General features: G+C 67.5%; 20 protein-coding genes. 10 read left to right on the plus strand and 10 right to left on the minus strand.

The window, feature by feature from the left end; genetic code table 11:
• The first annotated feature begins 10 nt into the window (after positions 1-10).
• From NS6_RS29380 to NS6_RS29395, 4 genes are all read left to right on the plus strand, one after another.
• Complete coding sequence (locus NS6_RS29380) at positions 11-337, plus strand: HypC/HybG/HupF family hydrogenase formation chaperone (RefSeq protein WP_068048652.1); 327 nt, start codon at positions 11-13, stop codon at positions 335-337.
• Positions 334-1,443 (plus strand): hydrogenase formation protein HypD, encoded by a 1,110-nt coding sequence (gene hypD, locus NS6_RS29385; RefSeq protein WP_068048655.1) that lies wholly within the window; start codon positions 334-336, stop codon positions 1,441-1,443. Before NS6_RS29380 ends, hypD begins: the two co-directional genes overlap by 4 nt.
• Complete coding sequence (gene hypE, locus NS6_RS29390) at positions 1,436-2,515, plus strand: hydrogenase expression/formation protein HypE (RefSeq protein ID WP_068048658.1); 1,080 nt, start codon at positions 1,436-1,438, stop codon at positions 2,513-2,515. Before hypD ends, hypE begins: the two co-directional genes overlap by 8 nt.
• Positions 2,516-2,737: 222 nt before the next feature.
• Entirely contained in the window at positions 2,738-3,673 is a 936-nt protein-coding gene (locus NS6_RS29395; RefSeq protein WP_068048661.1) for a universal stress protein, read from the plus strand.
• 44 nt (positions 3,674-3,717) lie between these two features.
• Here the strand turns inward: NS6_RS29395 and NS6_RS29400 are convergent, their stop codons facing one another.
• Both NS6_RS29400 and NS6_RS29405 read right to left on the minus strand, forming a co-directional pair.
• On the minus strand, positions 3,718-4,641 hold the full coding sequence (locus NS6_RS29400) for a lysylphosphatidylglycerol synthase transmembrane domain-containing protein (RefSeq protein ID WP_245669552.1): 924 nt from the start codon (positions 4,639-4,641) through the stop codon (positions 3,718-3,720).
• A gap of 99 nt (positions 4,642-4,740) precedes the next feature.
• The gene (locus NS6_RS29405; RefSeq protein WP_068048669.1) at positions 4,741-6,105 is read right to left on the minus strand and encodes a wax ester/triacylglycerol synthase family O-acyltransferase; all 1,365 of its coding nucleotides are present in this window, start codon (positions 6,103-6,105) and stop codon (positions 4,741-4,743) included.
• A 251-nt stretch (positions 6,106-6,356) separates the two neighbouring features.
• Here NS6_RS29405 and NS6_RS29410 point away from each other — a divergent pair, with 251 nt between their 5' ends.
• Positions 6,357-6,545, plus strand: a complete 189-nt coding sequence (locus tag NS6_RS29410; RefSeq protein WP_068048672.1) for a hypothetical protein — start codon at positions 6,357-6,359, stop codon at positions 6,543-6,545.
• A 69-nt stretch (positions 6,546-6,614) separates the two neighbouring features.
• On the opposite strand, the gene otsB is transcribed toward NS6_RS29410, so the two are convergent.
• The 3 genes from otsB to NS6_RS29425 all read right to left on the minus strand — a co-directional run bounded on the left by otsB (position 6,615) and on the right by NS6_RS29425 (position 12,533).
• A complete protein-coding gene (gene otsB / locus NS6_RS29415; RefSeq protein WP_174552644.1) occupies positions 6,615-10,601 on the minus strand; it encodes a trehalose-phosphatase in 3,987 nt (1,328 codons plus the stop codon).
• Positions 10,602-10,758: 157 nt separating this feature from the next.
• Positions 10,759-12,114 (minus strand): wax ester/triacylglycerol synthase family O-acyltransferase, encoded by a 1,356-nt coding sequence (locus NS6_RS29420; protein ID WP_068048674.1) that lies wholly within the window; start codon positions 12,112-12,114, stop codon positions 10,759-10,761.
• Entirely contained in the window at positions 12,111-12,533 is a 423-nt protein-coding gene (locus NS6_RS29425) for a CBS domain-containing protein (protein WP_068048676.1), read from the minus strand. Before NS6_RS29425 ends, NS6_RS29420 begins: the two co-directional genes overlap by 4 nt.
• 354 nt (positions 12,534-12,887) lie before the next feature.
• On the opposite strand from NS6_RS29425, the gene NS6_RS29430 reads away from it, so the two are divergent.
• From NS6_RS29430 to NS6_RS29450, 4 genes are all read left to right on the plus strand, one after another.
• Complete coding sequence (locus NS6_RS29430) at positions 12,888-13,547, plus strand: DUF2267 domain-containing protein (protein ID WP_068048842.1); 660 nt, start codon at positions 12,888-12,890, stop codon at positions 13,545-13,547.
• Between the two features lie 233 nt (positions 13,548-13,780).
• Positions 13,781-15,817, plus strand: a complete 2,037-nt coding sequence (locus NS6_RS29440; RefSeq protein WP_068048681.1) for an erythromycin esterase family protein — start codon at positions 13,781-13,783, stop codon at positions 15,815-15,817.
• Between the two features lie 66 nt (positions 15,818-15,883).
• The gene (locus tag NS6_RS29445) at positions 15,884-16,765 is read left to right on the plus strand and encodes an ABC transporter ATP-binding protein (protein WP_245669553.1); all 882 of its coding nucleotides are present in this window, start codon (positions 15,884-15,886) and stop codon (positions 16,763-16,765) included.
• 6 nt (positions 16,766-16,771) lie between these two features.
• Positions 16,772-17,566, plus strand: a complete 795-nt coding sequence (locus NS6_RS29450) for an ABC transporter permease (protein WP_068048683.1) — start codon at positions 16,772-16,774, stop codon at positions 17,564-17,566.
• A gap of 100 nt (positions 17,567-17,666) precedes the next feature.
• On the opposite strand, the gene NS6_RS29455 is transcribed toward NS6_RS29450, so the two are convergent.
• Together NS6_RS29455 and NS6_RS29460 are read right to left on the minus strand one after the other, a co-directional pair.
• On the minus strand, positions 17,667-18,575 hold the full coding sequence (locus NS6_RS29455) for a universal stress protein (protein WP_068048685.1): 909 nt from the start codon (positions 18,573-18,575) through the stop codon (positions 17,667-17,669).
• A 234-nt stretch (positions 18,576-18,809) separates the two neighbouring features.
• On the minus strand, positions 18,810-19,430 hold the full coding sequence (locus NS6_RS29460) for a mycothiol-dependent nitroreductase Rv2466c family protein (protein ID WP_068048687.1): 621 nt from the start codon (positions 19,428-19,430) through the stop codon (positions 18,810-18,812).
• 822 nt (positions 19,431-20,252) lie between these two features.
• Here NS6_RS29460 and NS6_RS29465 point away from each other — a divergent pair.
• The gene (locus NS6_RS29465; protein WP_068048694.1) at positions 20,253-21,191 is read left to right on the plus strand and encodes a universal stress protein; all 939 of its coding nucleotides are present in this window, start codon (positions 20,253-20,255) and stop codon (positions 21,189-21,191) included.
• A gap of 142 nt (positions 21,192-21,333) precedes the next feature.
• Here NS6_RS29465 and NS6_RS36380 read toward each other — a convergent pair whose 3' ends face one another.
• The 3 genes from NS6_RS36380 to NS6_RS29470 all read right to left on the minus strand — a co-directional run bounded on the left by NS6_RS36380 (position 21,334) and on the right by NS6_RS29470 (position 23,050).
• The gene (locus tag NS6_RS36380; RefSeq protein ID WP_157113011.1) at positions 21,334-21,477 is read right to left on the minus strand and encodes a hypothetical protein; all 144 of its coding nucleotides are present in this window, start codon (positions 21,475-21,477) and stop codon (positions 21,334-21,336) included.
• A 51-nt stretch (positions 21,478-21,528) separates the two neighbouring features.
• A complete protein-coding gene (locus NS6_RS36385) occupies positions 21,529-21,663 on the minus strand; it encodes a hypothetical protein (RefSeq protein WP_307648661.1) in 135 nt (44 codons plus the stop codon).
• A 139-nt stretch (positions 21,664-21,802) separates the two neighbouring features.
• The gene (locus tag NS6_RS29470) at positions 21,803-23,050 is read right to left on the minus strand and encodes a cytochrome P450 family protein (RefSeq protein ID WP_084471519.1); all 1,248 of its coding nucleotides are present in this window, start codon (positions 23,048-23,050) and stop codon (positions 21,803-21,805) included.
• Positions 23,051-23,064 lie beyond the last annotated feature (14 nt).

A 23,064-nucleotide genomic window follows, 5' to 3' on the forward strand; every position in this document is an offset into this window, starting at 1 on the left:
GGAGCGACATATGTGCCTGGCAGTTCCGGGAAAGGTCATCGGCCTGCACGAGCGTGCCGGGACGCCGATGGCGGACGTCGATTTCGGCGGCGTACGCAAGGACGTATGCCTGATGTACACGCCCGAGGCGGCACCCGGCGACTACGTGATCGTGCACGTCGGGTTCGCCATCCAGCTGCTGGACGAGGAATCGGCGCGCCGGACACTGGCCGAATTCGAGCATCTCGGAATGCTGGACGAGGAATTCGGGGACGGTTTCGCCGGGGCCGCTCGGCAGGCAGGCATGCCGAATCCCGAGCCGGCGGCGCACCAGGAGGAACCGGAGACCGCATCGTGAAATATCTGGACGAGTTCAGCGATCCCGTACTCGCACGGCACCTACTCGACCGCATCCGCGCCGCCGCGACCCGGCGGTGGGCGCTCATGGAAGTCTGCGGCGGACAGACCCATTCGATCATCCGGCACGGTATCGATCAGCTGCTGCCCGACCAGATCGAGATGATCCACGGGCCCGGCTGCCCGGTATGCGTCACGCCGATGGGAATTGTCGACAAGGCGCTCGAGATCGCGGCCCGGCCCGAAGTGATCTTCTGCTCGTTCGGCGACATGCTGCGCGTCCCGGGGAGCAACGGGGATCTGTTCCGGGTCAAGAGCGAAGGCGGCGATGTGCGTGTGGTGTACTCACCGCTGGACGCTCTCGAACTCGCCCGGACCAACCCCGGCCGGCAGGTCGTCTTCTTCGGAATCGGGTTCGAGACCACCGCCCCGGCCAACGCGATGACCGTTCACCAGGCGAAGCGGCTCGGTATCGGCAATTTCTCGGTGCTGATCTCCCACGTGCTCGTACCACCGGCGATCGCCGCGATCATGGAATCCCCGCGCTGCCGCGTACAAGGCTTCCTGCTGGCCGGACATGTCTGCACGGTGATGGGAACCGTGGAGTACCCACCGCTGGCACAACGGTACCGGGTTCCCATGGTCGTCACCGGATTCGAACCCCTCGACCTGCTCGAGGGCATCCGGCGCACCATCGTGCAGCTGGAAGAGGGGCGCCACGAAATGGAGAACGCCTATCCGCGAGCGGTGTCGGCGGTGGGAAATCCGGCAGCGAAAGAGATGCTGTCGGATGTCTTCGAGGTGACCGACCGGGCTTGGCGTGGAATCGGGGTCATCCCGGACAGCGGATGGCGGCTGTCCGAACGGTATCGCGATTTCGACGCGGAAGACCGGTTCGCCGTCGGCGCAGCCGAAACCCGGGAATCGCCGGCCTGCCGATCGGGCGAGGTGTTACAGGGCCTGATCGCGCCGACCGAATGCGCCGCGTTCGGTACCCGGTGCACACCCCGTCATCCGCTCGGCGCCACGATGGTGTCCGCGGAAGGCGCCTGCGCGGCCTACTACCGGTACCGGCGGCTGGAACGTGTGGGGTCGGGCGATGCCTGACCACACCGGGCAGCCGGCCCCTGTCGCTATCGACGGTGACGGCTGGGTATGCCCGGTTCCGTTGCGGGACGCACCCAACATCGTGATGGGTCACGGTAGTGGCGGTGCCATGTCCGGTGAGTTGATCGAGCATCTGTTCCTGCCTGCATTCGGCGCCGCCGCGGCGAACGGGCTGGGCGATTCCGCAGTGGTCGATATCGATGGCGGCAGACTGGCATTCACTACGGATTCGTTCGTCGTGAAGCCGACTGTTTTTCCGGGCGGCACCATCGGTGATCTCGCGGTGAACGGAACCGTCAACGACCTCGCCGTGGCGGGCGCGCATCCCCAGGTGCTGTCCACGGCGTTCATCCTGGAAGAAGGCACCCCGCTCGCGGAGATCGCCCGCGTAGCGGAGGCCATGGGCGCCGCAGCCCGCGCTGCCGGGGTGGAATTGGTCACCGGGGACACGAAAGTGGTCGATGCAGGGCACGGCGATGGGATCTTCGTCAACACCACCGGCCTCGGGGTGCTCTCGCCCGGTGTGGATATCCGGCCGCAACGGGTCCGCCACGGTGACGTCGTGCTGATCAGCGGCGAGATCGGCGTCCACGGGATCGCTGTGCTGAGCTGCCGCGAGGGTCTGGAATTCGGAACCACGGTGCACAGCGATACCGCACCGCTCCACGAAGTGGCCGCTGCCCTGCTCGCCGCCTGCGATGTCCATATGATGCGGGATCCGACACGTGGCGGGGTGGCCGCGACGTTGAACGAGGTGGCTCGCGCCGCGAATGTGGGTATACGGCTCGACGAGAACGCGCTACCCGTCCCCTCGGCCGTAGCCGACGCCTGCGGTCTGCTCGGACTGGACCCGCTCTACGTCGCCAACGAAGGAAAGCTCGTGGCCTTCATTGCGCCCGGGGACGCCGATCGTGCCCTCGCAGCGCTGCGGTCGCATCCGCTCGGTACGCAGGCGGTCGCCGTCGGTGAATGCGTGGCCGAGCACCCGGGCATCGTCGCAGCCCGGACCGGCCTCGGCGGGACTCGAATAGTCGACCTTCCCACGAGCGAGCAGCTGCCCAGGATCTGTTGAAAGCCGACCTGATTCTGCAATCCCGTGGGGACAACCAGGTATCGAGGCCCACATCCGCGGTGACCTTCTGCTCTGATCTGCCGCGGCTCCGGGCGGGATGATCGAGGAGTTCGTTCCCGATGAGGCAGATCCGAGCTCTACCGCCCTGACAAGCAGAAATGAACCGGTGCTCGTCCGGACGGTGACCCAGAGCGTGCGCGCAGGCACAGTAAAGAGGCAATCATGACCGATATCGTCTCCGGTCCCGGCCGGCATCTCGTCCCACCGGTGATGGCTGCTGTGGACGGTTCGCCGAGTTCCTACTCGGCGGTGGCCTGGGCTGCCGTCGACGCGAGTATGCACCGATGCGGACTACATCTGGTCAATTCGTGGGTGCTACCGGTCGGGTTCGGCCCCGAGGCCACGTTGAGCGAATACGACCTGCAGGTATTGCAGGACGAAGCCGATCACCGGCTTGCCGAGGCCACGCAGTCCGCCCGGGCCGCGGTGGGGGAAGCTGAACTCACGGTTACCACCGAAGCGGTGGACGAGCTCATCGTGCCCGCCCTCGTTGCGCGCTCACGCACGGCCCGGATGATCGTGGTGGGCAGCCGTGGACTCGGTGCGTTACCTCGGGGATTGCTCGGGTCGGTGAGTACCGCGGTGGCCCGGCATGCGAGATGTCCGGTCGCGGTGATCCACGCGGACGCCTCATTGGACGGGCCCACAGCCGAGGAACCGGTACTGGTGGGAGTAGACGGCAGCGCCCACAGTGTGCCCGCGGTGCGACTGGCGTTCGACGAGGCGGCGCGCCGACAGGTGGGGCTTATCGCCCTGCATGCATGGAGCGATACGAGCGGTTCCGCAATCCCGCGCCAAAAATGGGACGGTGCGCAGGATTCGGCGCGGGCACTGCTCGCCGAGAATCTCGCCGGTTACGCGGAGAGGTACCCGGATGTTGCGGTCGAGCGCATCGTCACGGCGGACCGGCCGGTGCGGTCGTTGCTCGATACGTCCGTGGACGCGCAGCTGATCATCGTAGGCAGCCGCGGTCGCGGCGGTTTCTCGACCATGTTGCTCGGTTCCACCAGTAACGCGCTGTTACATGCTGTGGACATCCCTATCATTATCGCTCGGACCGGAGAAGGCGCTGCGGCGTCCCGAGGCGTCGGCGGGTGAACCAGGTCGGCGGCGCCGCGCTTCGTGCGGTTCCCAGAGGCGGGTCAGAGGATGTCGTTGCGTTTCAGCGATCGGAAGTAGACGAACCCGATGCCCGCCGGCAGCCAGAACGTAACGAGCCGGAAGGCCAGAACCCCGGCCACCGCCGGGGCGGCCGGAACGCCGACGACCGCGAGCCCTGCGACGAGGGAAGCTTCGACCACCCCCAATCCTGCCGGCGTCGGCCCGGCCGCGCCGAGCGCCGAACCTGCCAGGTATGCGGCCGCGAGCGGCAGCGGGGACACATTCTGGCCGAATGCCTGGAGTGCGCAGCCCAGTGCGGCGACATACGCGAGATTGACACCCAGCTGGCCACCCACCACTATCGCGGCCCGCCGCGGCCTGCGGAGGAGTTCGAGGGTCGAGCGCAGGGCGCTGCCCACCTCGTGGAACAGATCCGGGCGTCGCCGCACGACCACCACGATCAGCCCGGTGATCGCGATGGCAGCGCCCGCCCCGATCAGTACACCGCGGAAACCGGGTAGTCCCGCCGAGAACAGTCGGCCGGTCGTTCCGAGTAACACTCCGACTCCGGCCAGCTCGAGGATGTGCAGCAGAATCCCGGTGCTCACCGTCACCGCGACGGTGGCGACCGCTGTCGCCGGTGTCAGCCCGGACCGCTCCAGATACCGTTCGTCGACGGCAGTCGCGCCGAGCCCGTAAGGCAACATCAGGTTCGCGAAGGAGGTCGCCAATTGGACTCTCACCGTGCGGCCGAATGCGAGACGACAGGGGCAAGCGCCCATCAGCGCCAGTGCGGCAGCCGCGTAGGTCGCCGCCGACATGGCCAGCGCTGCCCCCAGCCACGGCCACTGCGCGTCCCGCAGAGCCGCGCCGGTCCGACCGAGACGACCGATCTGCGGCAGCAGGACATAGGTCGCCACGACGGTCGCCGCCAGCCAGCCCGCGGTCCGCCACCGGAATCGCACGGTGGTTCCTCGATGGTCGCCGGTCCAGCGTTTCACGACCGATTCGGCGCCGGGCGACGCGGCTGCCGGAGGCAATCGCCTGCGAGGCATCCGGTGGCGCTAACGGAGAGTGTTTCCGGCGGCCTGTGTTTCGCGCTGACGTCGCGCGTGTGCTGCCAGCACGGCGATCTCGGCGGTGATGCCCGAGGAGAGCGTGTGGATATCGGGCGTGGTGTCGTAATCGCCGGTGATGCCGAATGTCAGTTGGTCCCGGTAGCTCAGTACGGCGACGCTGGTCCGGATTCGCATAGCGATCGGAATACAGGGCCACAGCTCGTGTACGGTTCGGCCGCCCAGTGTCAGTAGTCGCTGGGGACCTGGGATATCGGTGGCGAGGGTGACGACACCACGCTGTGGGAACGCAACCGCCAGTCGGACGACCCTCGCCATTAGACCGAACGGCAGCCGCCGCGCCCAGGAGAGCAAAGATTTCTCGTAGTCGGCCTCCCTCCGTGCCCGATGGTGCCGGATCTGCTCATGGACGGTCATCAGCCGCCGCACCGGGTGGTCGATCTCGACCGGCAAGTGGGCGATCATCGCGGATACCCGGTTATCGAGAACCTGCTTCCTGTTTTCCTCCCGCGTCGAGATCGGTATCACGATGCGCAGGTCGGCCGGGACTGGTTGTTCGCCCCGGCCGGACAACAGCCGCCGGTAGGCGGCGGCGACCGCGGCAACAGCGACATCGTTCACGGTGACGTCGAAGGTTGCCGCGACCTCCCGCACCTGCGGAAGATGCGTGCGCGCGATGGTGTAGCGCCGACGCCGCCCCAGCGGGCCGTTGAGCGAGGAGTCACTCGCCGGTGCGATCACCGCATACAACACCGGTGCGAGGACGCGGATGGCACGTACCGCCGATCCGGGGAGCGCCACCGATGCCTGCGCGGCCTTCTTCATCCGTCCCGCATAACCGAGGCGGGAACGAGTAACCGTCGGGCCTTCCCGGTGATCCGGGGCAACGGGGTCGCAGAAACTCTCCAGCAGCGTGATCTCTGAGATCCCGTCGAGCATGGTGTGGTGAGCCTCGAGTATCAGCGCCCAGCGGTCGCCGGCCAGCCGCTCGACCACCACCACAGTCCACAACGGATGGTCGCGGTCCAGCCGTTCGGTCAGTTCGTTCGCGATCAGTTGCTCGAGTTCCGTATCTCGGCCGGGACCAGGGAGAGCGGCCCATCGAATGTGATGTCCCAGGTCGAAGTGTGTGTCGGTCTCCCAGACCGGTGCCCGCAGATCGAAGACGCGGCGCCGGATCCGCTGCCGCAGCCGCGGTTGCCGTCGTAGCCCGCGATCCAGCCATTCGTGTAGATCATCCGGGGACGGTGGCGGTCCGTCCACGATGGCCACGGTGCCGATACCCAGGCTGACCTGGCGATCGGTGTCCTCGATATCCATGAAGCCCGTCTCCAACAGGCGCGAGTCCGTCATCGCGAACCTCCCCGGCAGCAGGCGCCGCTGCTGCCTGTGGCGGGAACTACCCCTTCCGAGCCACGATTCTCGCGCGCCGCGAGCCTTCCGGTGAGATGACGAGGTCATCGGCAGTGGTGACCTTCGGCCCGGCTGTGCGAGCTGCGACCCGGGTCCCTCGGCCCCGCCCGGGTGACTTTCTTCTCTGGTCCGGCGCGGCCGATTCGCGAGAGGCTCGGACCTGTGGCCGCGTGTCCAGAGGAGGTGCCGGTATGGCGGAGCCCAGCGGCGGGGTCGCCGGTATGGATCGGGTAACCGTGATGCTGGCTGTGCTCACGTGTGTGCTTCTCGGCGTCGGCGTAGCCGATATTTCACGTTCATTGGTGTCGGCGATCGTGGCGGGCGCATTGATAACGACGGGTCTGGTCATCGCACTGGCCATACTTCGGCTGTCGTCTTGACGTCCGAGCATACTGCCGCTTCGCTGCCGGGGTCGGTCCTTGCTCCCGCGGCGCGGTGCAGGCGATCCTTCAGTGAAATACCTCCGCCGTACCCGGGAAGCGGATCGTGTCTCCGGCAGCGAGTTCGACGGTCTCGTCCCGGCACGACACCGTGATCGGCGCGGCGGGACCGGGATGGGAACCGATTTCTACACCGTGCCCACTGACGTGCACGTTCAGCCGGTGGCCGCGGTACACCATGGGAAATGACAGGGTCCCCAGCGAACGGGGCCATGCGGGACAGAAGACGAGTTGATCCTCGCGCACTTCGAGGCCGGTGAAGCAGCGTTGCAGCAGATCGGCGCTGCCGGCCATGGCGGCGAGGTGGATCCCTTCGGCGGTGGTGCCGCCTTGGATATCGGCGATATCGGATTCCAGTACCGATTCGAAGTACTCCACGGCATGTTCGCGATGCGCGCGCGCCAGGACCCAGGAGTGCACCAGGGCGCTCAGCGTCGAGCCGTGTGCGGTGCGGGCCAGGTAGTAGTCGATCGTGCGGGGGATCATCGCCGGGGGCAGCGCATAACCGAGATGCTCGAGCAGCGTGCGCAGTTCGTCGGCGGAGAACACATAGAAAAGCATCAATACGTCGGCTTGTTTTCCGGCGCGGTAGGCGTTGATATCGTCGCCTTCGGCGTCCAGGATCCGATCGAGCCGCCCGATATTGCCGTAGCGGCGCCGATAATGGTCCCAGTCCAGTTCGCGTAGCTGTTCGTAGCCGTCGAACTGGCTGATGACACCGTCGTGGAACGGTACAGATATCCGGCGCGCGACATCCTGCCAGTGCTGTAGTTCGCCGGGGGTCAACGACAGGACGTCGAGCAGTTCGGCCCGGGCAGGCGGGGGCAGCACGTCGAGGGCGTCGAGGGCCCGCAGAATCGTCCAGGCGGCCATGATGTTGGTGTAGGCGTTGTTATCGATGCCGTCCTGCGGGGCATGTGGATATCCGGAGTGGAATTCGTCGGGGCCGATCACGCCCCGGATGCTGTAGCGGCCGCGGCCGCGGCCGCGGTCGAGTTCGGCGCGGCTGGCCCAGAAGCGGGCGATTTCGGCGAGCATTTCGGCGCCGCATTCGGCGAGGAAATCGATATCGCCGGTGACTTGGTAGTACTGCCAGACAGTGTAGGCGACTGCGCTGCCGATATGGTGGGCGCGATGGCTGGGATCGGGATTCCAGTGTCCCGACAGCGGATTGAGGTGCATGCGCTGGCTTTCTTCCCGCCCGTCGCTGCCGGACTGCCACGGGAACATGGCCCCCGAATACCCTTCTTGCGTGGCGGCGCGACGAGCCTGCGGGAGGCGCCGGTAGCGATAGCGCAGTAGGGCCCGGGTCAATGCGGGGAAGCGGGGGTTGAGTACCGGGAAAACGAACAGCTCGTCCCAGAACACGTGCCCTCGATAGGCTTCGCCGTGCAGGCCACGTGCCGGGACGCCGACATCGAGGTCGACGGTATCGGGGGACAGTGTCTGGATCAGGTGCAGCAGGTGCAGGCGCACGATCTGCACCGGGCGGGTCGCGCCGTCGAGGTCGATGCGCAGCCGTGCCCAGATCCGGTCCCACGCCAGGATATGCCCGTCGCGGAGTTCGGTGTAGCCGGCGAACTCGTCGAGCAGGCCGGCCGCGGCCTCACCGGGATCACCGGTTGCGGGGTCGCGGCCGGTGGATACCGCCATTGTTTTCTCTACCGAGATCGGTTCTCTCGCGACCATATCGAGGCGGAACTGGTGTCCGAACGCGCCGTCGTGATGCAGGTAGTGTCGCTCGGCGAGGGCATTGCCACGTTTGCGTACCACGGTGCGCAGGGCCATCGCCAGCGGCAGCCCGGCCCCGTTCGTCCGGGTCCGGACCAGGACCGAATCGGTGGACAGTTGCCGACCGCGGGGTGCGGTCAGGTGTTTACTCGACAGTCCGCGGTAGCGGGCCACGAGTGTGTTGGCGACTGTAGTGTCGATGGTTGCGCGGATCTCCATCGGCCCCGACCAGTTCTCGGCGACGATCGTGGTTTGCAGCGCGCCCAGGTGCGGGCGGTGCATGGCGGCGAAGCGGCGCTCGGTGACTGCGGTGACACGGCCTTGTGTGTCGCGGAACCGGTAGCAGCGCACGAGTTCTGCTCGGCGCAGGTCCAGCTGTTGCCGGTAGGTCAGCAGGTCGGCGCGGTCGATATCGAACCAGTCTCCGTCGCCGATGCGCCAGGTCACCGGTAGCCAATTCGGGACGTTGACCAGGCTTTCGTTGTCGATCTCCCGGCCGGCGACGCGGTCGTGGAGCCGGTTGTACAGCCCGGCGAGGTAGGTGCCCGGATAGTGGAGGTCACCGGCCACCGATCCCGGGAACGCGCCGCGGGTGGCGAAGTAGCCGTTACCTACGGTGCACAATGCCTCGCGCAGTTTCTCTTTCACCGGGTCGTAGCCATCGAAGGTGACCGCCCAGGACGGGGGCACCGGAGCATCAGCACCGGCAGCCAGCAGCCGGGCGAGCCGGTGCAGGAAATCGCGGACGCGCGTGGGTTCGGCCAGGGAGAAACCGGCCGCTGTTGCGCGCGTGACGCTTTCATTACTGCGCACCACCACGCCCAGTCCGTCGGCTTCCACCACATCGAAGGCGTCCTCGTCGGTCAGGTCGTCGCCGATATAGACCGGGAACGCGGTGCCGGGTAGGCGTTCGACGATCCAGCGCAGCGCGGCGCCTTTGTCCCAGTCGGTGTCCGGCCGCAATTCCACCACGCTACGGCCGCCGGTCACCCGCAGTCCGTGCGCGCGTCCGGCGGCGTGTACCGCGGCCACGACGGGGCCGATATCGCCGGGTGCGACGTTGCGGTAGTGGGTGGCGACCGCGAACCGCTTGCGCTCGACCAGTACACCCGGCACATCGCACAGATCGCGGTGCAGCTTGTCCGCCGCTTCCGCCAGCGCCTGCTCGGTACCCGCGGGGATCGCCGCGGTATGGGGGATGCCATCGGGGGCGAGTAGTTCGAATCCGTGGCTGCCGGCGTACCAGAGCCCGGTACCGCCGACTCGCCCGCGGAGATCGTCGAGCTCGCGCCCACTGATGACGGCTACGGGACAGTGCACCGCCAGTTCTTCGAGGACTTCTTTCATCTCCGGGACGAGGTGCGCCGCGGACGGGTCAGGCACGATATCGGACAGTGTGCCGTCGAAATCGAGCAGGACCGCGGGGGTTTCGCCGCTGAGCAGGTCGGTGATGCGCGACCAGAACGCGAGCGCATCGGGAACATCGGATACGCGCCGGAATCCGCCGCGTACCTCGATCCGGGACAGATCGTCGACAACGATGTCGGCGCCGCACCTCCGCAGCCTGTCGGTATGCCCGCCGCGGTCGACGCCGATGACGAGCCCGAATCTGCCGTCGCGGCCGGCCGCGACACCCGCTTCCGCATCTTCGACGACCACGGTGCGTTGCGGTGTGCTACCCAGGCGACGGGTGGCCTCGAGCAGGGTCGCCGGGTCCGGTTTACCTTCGAGTCCGAGGTGTTCGGCGTCGATTCCATCGATGCGGGCGTCGAATGCCTCGGTGAGCCCGGCGGCGGTGAGGATGTAGCCGAGGTTGCGGCTGGCGGAGAAGACACCGGTCGGCATGCCCAGCGAACGTACCCGCCGGATCAGCGAGACCGTGGACTCGAACACTCGCACTCCGTCGCGGACGACTCGCTCGCGGAACAGGCGATCCTTGCGATTGCCCAGTCCGCACACTGTCTCCGCGGTCTCGGGGTCGGTGGGTTCGCCCCACGAGAGGCCGATGCCGCGGGAGGCCAGGAAGTCGGCGACACCGCGATAGCGTGGTTTGCCGTCGATGTGGCGGAGATAGTCGTCGGGGGTGAACGGCGACCGGTCCTGGCCCGCGGTCGCGCCGCGCCGGTCGAGGTAGGTGTCGAACAGTTCGGTCCAGGCCGCCGCATGCACCGACGCGGTATCGGTGACGACGCCGTCGAGGTCGAACACGACCGCGTCGTAGCGGCGCGTGTCGATCACGGTCGCGGTGTCTGCACCGTTGTTCACCCTTTCAGCCTGCACCACCGGCGATGGCAGGAGATAGGGCAAGAAGTCGTCGACCGGTGCCCGGCGGTCCGCACCTGTATCGGAGACAGGGGCTTACTGCAGGCCCGCACGCCGGCCGGTGGCAAGACCGTTCTCGCCGACCGGGTGTGTGCACAGGTCAGGGTGGCCCGAACGGCGGGTCGGACTGTCCGGCGCAGCGCGACATCTCTGCGAGGTCTGCCTCGATGGCAGCGGCGATCCGTTCAGCGGACAGCATGCTGTCGTAGTCGCCGAGCACGCCGAACCTTAGGAGGCCGTGGTAGCTGGTGACCGCGACGGCCAGGCCGATGCGCATGGCCAGTGGCGGCAGTGCGAACACGTCCAGCACGGCACGACCGAGGAATGTCAGTGTGTCCTGTGGCCCGATTACGTTGGTGACCAGTGCTCCGACTGCCTGCTGCCGGTAGCGCACCGCGAACCGGAGCACGGCGGCCGCAGAGGCTGTCGGTAACAGTGCCGCCACGCCGAGCGCCAAGCCTTCGGCTTCCACTTCGCCCGTCGCCCGCTGCCGGGCCACTCGCTGATGCACTCGGGTGAGGCGCTGGCGAACGGTTGCGGCATCCAGCGGCAGTTGCGGGGTGAGGGCGGCGACGACGTTGCCGCGTCCGTCCTCGGCCTCGGCGGGCCGGGTGGAGACCGGAACGAGGATGCGCAAGTGTTCGGTGGCCGGGTCCCTGCCCTGTGCGATCAGTACCGACCGCACCGCGCCGGTGACCGCGGCGACCGCGACATCGTTGACGGTGACCCCGAACGCGGCACAGAGGGCGCGGATATCGACCAGATTCGCCTCGGCGACCCCGTAGCGGCGCCTGGGCCCGAGCCTGCCGGCGCCCAGTGAGCCGTTCCCTGCCGGTAGCAGTGCGCGGGTCAGGGTTACGGCGTTGCAGACCAGATTCCCCGTGCCGCGGGCCGCGACGGCCGCCGCGCGTGTGCCGGCGGAGGCGAGGCTTGTCACGGTGGGAATCGCGGGCGGCGGCCCGGGTGGTGGGTGGCCGGGGTGTTCGTCGGTATCGTCGCAGAGTTGTTCGAACAACCGCATACCGGCCATACCGTCGATCATCGCGTGATGGGCCGCGAACAGCAGCGCCCATCGATCGATGTCGTATTCCTCGATGACCAGGCATCGCCACAGCGGGTGGTTTCTGTCGAATTTCTCGGTCGACTCCGCGGCGATCAGGTCGCACAGCTGCTGCCTGCCGCGTGGTTGCGGCAGGGCGCGCCACCGCACGTGTCGTGCCAGGTCCAAGCCGGGGTCGTCGACCCATCGGGGCGCCTGCAGCCCCAGGGGTGCCCGCTCGACTCGCTGCCGCAGGCGGGGATCGCTGTCGGCGCGCTGTTGAAGACGTTCGATGAGTTCTGGCTGCGAAGGTGCTTGCCCGGCCAGCACCGCGACGATGCCGATACCGACATCGGCGGTCGCGTCGGCATCTTCGATGTACAAGAATGCCGAATCGAGGGGGCGCAGGCGGCTCATCGGCTGTCGTGCTCCGGCACCGCGGGCTCTCGCCCGGACAGCGGTCGGGCTTCGGAGATCGCCTCGATGAACCGGCCGACGGTTTCGTCCGGCAGCGCCCGGGCGAAACCGGCCTCGGTGAGTATGCCGACGAGCCGGTCCTGTTCGGTTACCGGAAGCCGGCGAATCCGGCAGCCCTGCGACACTGTCAGCGCGTCGGAGACGTCGCTGTCGATATCGACGCTGCGCAGCATCGTCCCCTGGAGCAGACTACCGCTGGTCCAGCTATCAGGATCGGGTTCTACGGCAAGGCATTTCACCACGTTTTCCCGGTCGGTCACGATGCCGTGCTGCCGTATCTGCCGGGCCGCTGTGGTCATCGTGTCGCTCTGCCCACGGCAGGTGACGTCGCGGTGCGTGATGGATCGAATCGGTCTCATCGCGAGATCTCCCAACGTCCGGGCGCTGCCGATTCAGCATCACCGACCCCGGTGCTCTCCTGTCAGGGCACAAAGTCACCCGTCGCGCGTGGAAAGACACGAACTCGGGTCCCTCGATGACCGAACGGCCGCCGCCTCATCGGGGTAGCCGCCCCGCGACAGGTGGTATCCGACCCCCGGTGATGCCTGTCCAGCGGTCACCTCCGGACGGATTCGACCGTGTGCCCGGCGCGGCGGTCGGGACCATTTCCCCGCGCATCGGCGACTTCCGGCCCTCTCCGAGGCGGGCGGCCGGAATCGATGCTGGAGAAGCACCCCAGCCGGTATCTCGGCCCCCGTGAGGAAGGCAATGGTATGGCGCATCACACCGATCCTCTGGCCGCGGAAGTTCACACCGCGCACGCCTGGCTGAACACCATCGCCGACGGCCTGGGCACCGAGGACCGCCATTTCGCCCTCCGCGCCCTGCGCGCATGGATGCATGCGGTCCGTGACCGGGTCGGGGTGTCCAACTCTGCCCATATGACCGCACAACTTCCCGAGTTCCTTCGCGGGGTGTGGTACGAGGGCTGGATACCTGCCAAAGTCCCGGTCCGCCACGGTGTGGCCTCGTTCATCGACCAGTTGGCCGAGGAGGCACGGATCGACCGCGACGATGTTGTCATGGTCGCGGGAAAAGTGACGCGGTCGTTGGATCAGCTGTTCGCCCCCGGCCAGCTGGACAGGATATTCGCCGTTCTGCCTGCTCCGCTGGATATCGCTCTGTGGGGCGATTTCCTCGGCGAGACCACTGCGGCCAGGACCGTGTCGCCGGTCCGTGCCCTGCGTGCGCAGCGCAGGCATTCCCTCGCACAGCAGGTTCGGGTGCTGGGAGAAGCGGTTGCGGTGCTGGCCCGTGGGCTCGAACAGTTGCCGTCGCGTCCCGCCGACGAACAACAGGTCGCCGAGGCAGCGCAGTCGGCGCACCGGATTCTGCTGGCCGAGGGGCTGGTGGATCAGCACGTGACGGAGTGAGGTGAGCATGCTGCGGCCGACGGTGCCCCTGGGCCATCTGACCGGAATCCGGATCGGTGCACACTGGTCGGCGCTGGTCGCGGTGGTGGTGTTCACAGTATTGCCGGCCTCCGTGCTGTCCGACGGGTCGAGATCTGCGCCGGCGCTGTGGTCGGCCGCGCTGGGGCGCGCAGCCCCGCCGACCGACCGTCGCGCCGGTCCCGCCCCCTCGAGGAACCCGTCAGGAGGACACGATGTCAGAACCGCAGGACGGTGACGCGCCGCGAGGTGTCTTCGCGGACCGCCGCGAAGCCGGGCAAGCTCTCGCCCGGCTGCTCGAGCACTACCGTGGCGACCCCGACGTTGTGGTGCTGGGACTGGCGCGTGGCGGCCTACCGGTCGCCTGGGAGATCGCTGCCGCTCTTCATGCGCCGATGGACACGATGATCGTGCGCAAACTCGGAGCACCCGGCAATCCCGAATTCGCCATCGGGGCGCTGGCCTCCGATGGCCGGATGGTGCTCAACGACGACGTCGTACGCGCATTACAGCTGTCTGCCGAGCAAATTCGTGCCATCGCCCGGGAGCAAGCAGTGGAGCTCGCGCGGCGCGAAGCCGCCTACCGGCCCGGGCGCGGACCACTGGATGTCGCCGGCCGGACCGTGATCCTCGTCGACGACGGGCTCGCTACGGGCGCGACCATGTTCGCCGCCATCGACGCGATCCGCCGGGCGGAACCGAAACAGATCGTCGTCGCTGTCGCCGCGGCACCGGAATCCACCTGTCGCGAACTCGGCGCCGCGGTCGATGATTTCGTCTGCGCAACGATGCCGTCGCCGTTTCGGGCGGTCGGCGAATCCTACTGGGATTTCACCCAGGTCACCGACGAACAGGTCAGACAACTGATCGCCACCCCCACCGTCGGCGCACCCCCGGTCGCGGTTCCCGACTCAGCGGTCCTGCGCGATGCGGCCGTCGACGCCCCGGCCGGGATCCCGCCGGGAAAGGTCGTCGACGATCTGGTCGGCGATGCCCGCTTCGTGCTCATCGGCGAGAGCTCGCACGGCACCCACGAGTTCTATTCGGCCCGCGCCGAGATCACCAAACGGCTCATCGAACGCCACGGGTTCACCGCAGTCGCTGTCGAAGCCGATTGGCCCGACGCCTACCGTGTCAACCGGTTCCTGCGCGGCCGCGGCGACGACCGCGACGCAGAGCAAGCACTGGCAAGTTTCGAACGTTTCCCGGCCTGGATGTGGCGCAACACCGCGGTCCGCGACTTCGTTGACTGGCTGCACACCCACAACGCGCGCTGCCGTACCGCCGGCGCCCCCGAGACCGGGTTTTACGGGCTCGATCTCTACAGCCTGCACCGGTCGATGCAGCAGGTGCTGCGTTATCTCGAACATGTCGACCCGCGCGCCGCGCAGCGGGCCCGAGTCCGCTACGCCTGCTTCGATCAGGTCAGCGGGGACGACGGGGAGGCCTACGGTTTCTCCGCGGCGTTCGGCGCCGGTGCGTCGTGCGAAAAGGAGGTGGTCGACCAACTCGTCGAACTGCAGCGGGGACTGCTCACCGCCACCATGTCACACGGTCAGGGCTCCGAGGAACAATTCGACGCGCTCCGCAACGCCTGGTCGGTCCGCAACGCCGAGGCCTACTACCGCGCAATGTTTTCCGGCCGAGTCCACTCGTGGAATCTGCGTGACCGGCACATGGCCCAAACCCTGGACGCGCTGGCAACCCACATGTCCCGGCCGGGCCGTTACGGCCGTGTCCATGGCGAACCGCGCATCGTGGTGTGGGCACACAACTCCCATGTGGGTGACGCGCGCGCCACAGAATTGGGTGCCGAAGGGCAGGTGACCCTGGGCCAGCTGATCCGGCAACGCCACCCGACCGGCTGCCACAGTATCGGGTTCACCACCAGCTCCGGCACGGTCACCGCCGCCCGCCAGTGGGGTGGTACGGCCCTGCGGGAAACCGTGCGAGAACCGTTGCCGTCCAGTCTCGAAGGGCTGCTGCACGACACCGGCAACCCGGAATTCCTGCTCCGGCTCGACATCCCCGGCCCCGCCGCCGAACTGTTGAACACACCACGGATACAGCGCGCGATCGGTGTGGTCTACAGCCCTGGGACCGAACGGCAGAGCCACTATTTCCATGCCCGCACTACCCAGCAGTTCGACGCATTGATCCATATCGACCGCACCACCGCTGTGCAACCACTGGAACCGGACAGCCGCCACGACGCGGGCGCCATACCGGAAAGCTACCCCACCGGGCTATGAGTGCAGCCGCGCCTACTGCGCGGGGACAGCCACGATGCTCCCGAGAATGATATGGAGGTGGCGGCAATGATCGAGCTCGCCGGGCTGACCAAAACTTACCGGCACACGGTGGCACTCGACGATGTGACCGTGCAGATACCTGCGGGTGTGGTCTTCGGATACGTCGGACCCAACGGGGCAGGCAAAACCACCACCATCCGCATCCTGGCCGGGCTGATGCGGCCCACACGCGGTTCGGCGCGAATCTGCGGCGCCGATACGGTGCGGGAACGGGAAAAGGCGCAAGACCACATCGGCTATCTGCCGGGCCAATTCGTCGCCTACCCCGACCTGACCGGCGCGCAATACCTGGACTATCTGGCACACCTGCACGGAGGTGTCGACCCGAAACGACGCCGCGGTATCGCTGAACGCCTCGACCTCGACCTCGCCACTCGCATCGGTGCGATGTCACACGGCAATCGGCAGAAGGTCGGCATCGTGCAGGCGTTCATGACCGAACCGGACGCGCTGGTGCTCGACGAACCGACCACCGGCCTCGACCCCCTGGTTCAGCGGGAATTCCTGGCCATGGTGCGTGAGTCTCGCGACAACGGGTGCACCGTTTTCCTCTCGTCGCACGTGCTGTCGGAGGTGGAAGCGGTCGCCGACAGCGTCGGAATGCTACGCAAGGGCCGGCTCATCGACGTCGGGGCCGTCGCCGAATTCACCGGCCGGACACTGCGGCGCCTCGATGTGACTTTCGGCGCCCGGCCGCCGGATACGGCCCGGCTACGTGGTCTGGCAGAGGTCCGGAACGTGCAGCAGGACTCGCAGCACATACAGATCGAAGTGCAGGGGTCCACCGCCGAATTGCTCAAAGCAATCGCACCCTATGACGTGGTCGACATCGCGAGCCATGAACCCGATCTAGAAGAGATCTTTCTCAGCCACTACGGACAGGACTGAAACACCATGCTGCGCAGCGTGTATCTGAAATCCCTGCGTGATCAACGGCGCGGGCTTCTCGGCTGGAGTATCGGTATGGTTGCGCTGGTGCTCTTGGAGAGTGCCTTGTGGCCGTCGATCTCGGAAACCGGGGGAATGCAGGACATCGTGGAGAACTACCCCGAAGCGCTGCGCGAACTGTTCGACCTGGACGCATTCGGGACGGGCACCGGGTTTCTCAACGTCGAACTGTTCAGCATGCTGCTACCGATCCTGTTCCTGGTCTTCGCAATCGGGCGCGGCGCCAAGGCGATCGCGGGCGAAGAGGAACGCGGAACACTGGAAGTGCTGATGGTGACCAGGATATCGCCGGTGCGGCTCATGCTCGAGCAAGCGGCAGTGCTGGTCACCGCTGTCTTCGCGCTGGGTGTGGTGTTGTGTGTCGCGGTGGTGGTGTTCTCGGCGGTGTTCGGTCTCGAGGTCACCATCGGTTCGGCGGTGACCGGAGCACTGTCGATGGTGCTCATCGGTATCGAATTCGGTCTGCTCGCACTGGCCATCGGTGCCGCGACCGGCCATCGAGTGCTCGCAGCGACTGTCACGGCGGTCTTCGCGGTCGCGGCCTATGTCCTGTATGTGGCGAGCAAGCTCGTGGAGGCTGTGCGTCCCTGGGGGCCGCTGTCACCGTTTCACCAAGCCATAGAAGGTGGGCCGCTGGGGGCCGGGCTTCCCGCCGCCTATGGCTGGCTGCTGCTCGCCGGAGCCCTGGTGCTGCTGGCGGGACTACCGATCTTCGATCGACGCGACATCGCCGGTGTGTGATTCTGATCGGGTCGGGCGCATAGGTGCCTCGTCACCGTCAATGCATGCCTCCCCCACGATCAGGGTCTCGTCAGCGGTAACCGGTCTCGGCGGCCGGCGGTCAGGTTTGGTGGGCAACCAGGACCGGGCAGTGGGCTCGTTGCACGATGATGTTGCTGGTGGAGCCCATGAGCAGACCGTGGAACCCGCCGCGGCCACGGCTACCGACCACGACGAGCTGCGCCGACTTGGACCAGTCGATCAGGTGCAGGTCCGGGCCGGCCAGGTAGATCTTGTTGATAACCTCGACGTCAGGGTATTTCTCCGTCCACTCGGCGAGCCACTCGCTCAGTTGTGCCTCCGCCGCAGCGGCGATGTCGGGATCGTCGACGATCTCCGGCATGCCGGCGAACCAGTGGAAACGCAGATCGTGCCAGGCGTGGAGGGCAACTAGGGGGGCTCGCATCAGGTCTGCTTCGGCGAACGCGGCGGCCGCGGCAGCGTGACTGGCCGACGTTCCGTCGAGGCCCACGACGACGGGCCGCTCACGGCCCATGCCCGATTCGGGCCCGTGCCCGCGCACCACGACGACTTTCCCGTGACCGTGGCTGGTGACCGCGAGCAGAGTCGATCCGAGATGAGCCAGCGTGGATCCTTCTCCGGAGGCGCCGATCACGGTCAGTTCGGCGGAGGCGGACTCTTCCACCAGTAGCCGCGCAGGTTCCGCATCGGACAGTTCGGTCTCCACCTTCAGAGAAGGGGCAATCTGCAGCGCTAGAGAACGGGCGTGCTCCACGCAGTCGTTTCCGCGTCGATACGCTGCCTCGAGCACTGGCCGCTCCATCTGGTAGTAGACGCCGGTGAGGGTGCGCGCGGCAGCCAGGTTGTATCCGTGCACGATGCGCAGCCGCCAGCCGCGTTGGGAGGCGGTTCGGCCGGCCCAACGCGCGGCAAGCTCGGACGGCTCGGAGCTGTCGACACCGACGACGATCGATGGGGGCGACTCGGGCGACTGTGCGGAACTGTCCATGACGGCGGTCCTTCGGGCTCCGAAGCGGCGATCCTTCGAGACTAGGCCGGTAGGTACAACCGCCGCGGTTGTCATTCGTCACCCATACCCGGGACTTCGGTCGCCTGCACCCCGGCACGACCACTGAGCAACCCCGGCCACGTAGCCCGGCCGAGACTGCCCTCGCCAGGCCTGGCCCAGGGTTTGTGTGCGCTCGCGGACGTCGGGAGGACAGGGCGCTGCGGCGCGGCACCCTCAGCGGCTATCGCGCTCGCTGGTGGTGAATGCCGGCGGGCCGTGGTAGGGGCGTTGCAGAGCGGCGAATTCGGGTGTGCTCGCGGCGTCGATCACCGCGCGCAGCAGTGCGGTGGCGCGGTGAGGGGGCGGGGGCGCGGTGAGCACTGGCCCACCGAATCCTTGCCCGTCGATCGAAATGATGGGGCTGCCGCCGCGAGCGCCGAGAGCCTGCTGGGAGGCCCGGTGGGCTTCGGCGACCAGGGAGTCGAACGAGGCGTCGTCGAGGGCGGCGAGAAAGCCCGAATCCAGGCCGGCTTCAGCAAGCGCCGCCGCGGCGGCGGCATCGTCGTCGGGATCCGGTCCTCGAGGATGCAGCCGAGGCCCCAACGCCAGGTAGAGCGGAACGAACCCCGCGGGACCATGGCGCTGTTCGGCGGCGGCGAACATGCGCCCGAACCGGCGTGAACAGATGATCATCGGTTCCTGGCCGGCGTCGATGGTCTGAGCATCGTTGAGTACCGCCAGACTCATCTGTTTCACGGCCACCGTGTGCTCGCCGTGTGCGGCGTCGAGCAGCCAGCGGGCTGTGACCCAGGCGAACGGGCATACCGGGTCTACATACAAGTCGATCTCGGCCATCACGGTCCTCCTTCGCGGGGTTCCGGCCGGTGCGCGGGCGGGTGCCCTCCACTTGCCCAATATACCCCCTGGGGTATATTGGGGAACTCGAATATGAAAAGAGTGGGGGTGGGGGTTTTCGAAGAGGTGGAGGTACGGAGCTGACGGAAACGATGCCCGAAAAGGCAGGCGCCGAGACGGCGATCGGCGGTCCGCCGGCGCGACTCGGCGCGACGATGGCCGGGCGGCAGTTGGGGGGTCGGGGTGTGGCTGGTGGTTCTCGTCGCCCTCGGCTCACTGTGCCGTCGGCATAGACCGCCAGATCGGGCTCTTGCTGTCCTGCAACATCATGCGTCTGCCGCGATCCAGCCAACGACACCGACGTACTCGTCGAAGCCATGAACCCGAACGTCATGGTCCAGATCGCCGGGCAACCGGCGCTCGCCCCGATCGCCGAGGAGCAACGACGAAATCGAAGGCTGCGATCGGTTCCTTCGGCACCGGCGAGAATTGACACCCGCCGGTTCAGTGGATCGCTGCCCGGGTTTCGGCTCGTCCGCCGATACCGTTCGCGCATCGGCACGGTCGCTCCGGTCAGCGACGGGCTTCCGCCGGTCTGCCGATGCACCCGGGGTCTTGCGCCCACGGACTCGGGGACCTTGTTCCCTGATCCACGCAGCCCAGTTCAGGGATGCTCGGTTCAAGGACGGACCGGATACGAAGAAGCCCGCCGGAGCATACTGCAACCGTCGCGCCATCGGAGGCCGTTTCTCGCCGGCGGACTCGTCGATGCCCGCCCTGAGCGAATCGCGTACTCGGGGCCGTCAACGAGGAAGGCAGAGTATGAACCGACTCACCGACCCGGTGCACGGGAAACCCACCGTGCCAGATGTTGTTACCGCGGTAGATGGCTCACCCAGTTCGTATCGAGCGGTGGCCTGGGCGGCGATCGAGGCGAGAATGCACGGCTGTGGGCTGCATTTGATCAACTCGTGGGCCATCCCGTCGGGATTCGGTCCCGAGGACACGATGACCGAGAGCGACCTGCGCTGGTTGTACGACCAGGGCCAGCGAGTCGTCGACGAGGCCGAGCACGTGGCCCGGACCGCGTCGCCGGGCAAGGAGCCGATCATCAGCACCGAGGTAACCTCGTTGCTCATCACCACGGCGCTCATCAAGCGATCACGTTCGGCGCGAATGGTGGTAGTCGGCAGTCGCGGCCTGGGCGCGTTCCAGCGCGGCTTACTCGGATCGGTGAGCACAGCTGTCGCCCGCCACGCATGCTGCCCGGTCGCGGTCATCCATGCCGACGCACCGCTGGACTCGGCTGCGGCCGGGCGGCCGGTGCTAGTGGGAGTGGACGGCAGTGACAACAGCGCGCCGGCGGTGGCGCTGGCGTTCGACGAAGCGGCCCGGCGAAACGTCGGACTGATCGCCATGCACTCGTGGAGCGACACCAGCGGACTCGATTTCCCGATCCTCGACTGGGACGACGTCAGGAACTCGGCCGACAGGACGCGCGCCGAGACCTTGGCCGGCTACCACGAACAGTATCCCGATGTCGCGGTGCAGCGGATTGTCCGCATGGACCGGCCTGCACGTTCGTTGCACGACGCCTCGGCCGACGCGCAACTCGTCGTCGTCGGTAGTCGGGGACGCGGTGGTTTCCGCAGGCTGCTTCTCGGCTCCACCAGTGACGCCTTGCTGCATTCGGTGGATACTCCGCTGATCATCGTCCGCGCGGGGCCCCCACACGGTGACGGTGCAGGCGAGCACGAGTAGGGGAGTGCGCTACTCAGGGGCTGCACCGGCAGCTTCAACTGTTGGCGCGAGTGCCGCTGTGCGGCTGGGTCCTTCCGGTCTCGCCAGGGGGTGGCGCCTGCGCGACGGCCGCCGCGCTCACCGCCTCAGCCCTGGCGGGTACTCACACATCTGTACGGTGGCGTGCGCGTAGTCCTGCCAGGCGGAGTCCGGCGAAGGTCACCGCTACCGCCACGAATCCGGCGACCACTATGAGCCGGTTGACGTCCGCGGCCGGTTGCCGGCGCACCCGGCCGTCGGCGAGCACATAAGCACCGACGGGCTTGGCGCCGACACCGAACCCACCGCCGGAGCCTTCCTAGCCCTCCTCGTCGGTACCGCTGCCCCCGCCCGCACCGCCGGAGACCGCCGCGGCGGTGATCACCGTGGCCCGGTCGCGTTCTGCGCCGGATTGCAGGGCGTGTTCCGGCGGCGACCTCGGGTGCACAGTCACCGTCCGCTGGCCCATCCGCACCCGGACCTGGTCGACCGGCAGTTCGCAGCCGACTGCCCTGACCGGTTATGGTGCATGGACGTCATTCAACACCCCGGCACCGCACCCGTCCCGCGACAGAAAAGCACGTTCGGTCGACTCACTCGGACGCCACCAGTACGGGCAGTTCCGGCAGGCGCGCGAACCCCAGGGGTGCCGGCCCGGCGACGGGGTGGGTGAGTCGCAGGTCCGGGAATCGGCCGATCAGCCCACGCAGGGCGACCTCGGCTTCTTGCCGGGCGAGTGCCGCTCCGAGGCAGTAGTGCGCTCCCTGCCCGAACCCGAGATGTCGCTCACCGCGGCCGGTCTCGCGCCGGACGTCGAGCTCGTCGGGATTCTCGGTGAACTCCGGATCGAAGTTCGCGGACAGGATCGCGGCTGTCACCGTCGAACCGGCCGGCACGGTGACTCCGCCGAACTCGATATCGGTCGCGGCGTAGCGGGGCAGGCTAGTCGGGATCGGGCCGCAGGTGCGCACCAGTTCGTGCACGGCCCTCGGCCACAGCCCTGGCTCAGAACGCAGTGCCGTGAGCTGGTCGGGCCGGGTCAGCAGCACCTGCACGGACTTCGAGATCAGGTGGGCGGTCGTCTCGAACCCGGCGGTGACGAGTTCGAACACCATGGTGATCATCTCGTTCTCGGTGAGCCGGTCGCCGTCGTCGTGGGCCTCGACCAGAACGGTCATCAGGTCGTCGGCCGGGGTGTTGCGGCGGGCCTCGACGAGGACGCGGATCTGCTCGACCACGGCGTGGATCACCGGTGGCATCCGGTCCGGGTCCGGGGAGGTGAGCAGCTCGGCCAGCTCGCGCCAGCGCGCCCGGTCGGGCTCGGGCACTCCGACCAGCTCGCAGATCACCGCGATCGGCAGCGGGTAGGCGAAGGCCTGCACCAGGTCGACCGGGTGCCCGCCCGCACCCGCCGCGGCGATGTCGTCGAGCAGGTCTTCGGTCAGCGTCTCGACCCGCGGACGCAGCGCGTTCACCCGCCGGACGGTTAAGGCCGGGGAGACGAGCTTGCGCAGCCGGGTGTGCTCGGTCCCGTCCAGACTCAGCAGGCTCCGCTTCATCCAGTCCAGCTCCGGCGGGATGCCGAGCTTGCCCAACAGGTCGGACAAGGCGTTCTGCGCCCCGTCCACAGTAGATGCGTCGGCCCGCAGTCGAGGATCGGTCAGGACGGCGCGAACGTTGTCGTGCCGGGTGATCAGCACGCCGGAGTCGCCGCCGAAACCCGGGAAGGCCACGACCGGCCCCTGCTCGCGGAGTCGCCCGAACTCCGCGACCGGGCAGCCGCTGCCGGGCCCGGTGGCGGCCGAAGCCGTGTCGTCGGGTGTTGCAGTGCCGGTGTCCATGCATCGTCTCCTCG

This window comes from Nocardia speluncae NBRC 108251 (assembly GCF_001613245.1).
Taxonomy (GTDB): domain Bacteria; phylum Actinomycetota; class Actinomycetes; order Mycobacteriales; family Mycobacteriaceae; genus Nocardia; species Nocardia speluncae.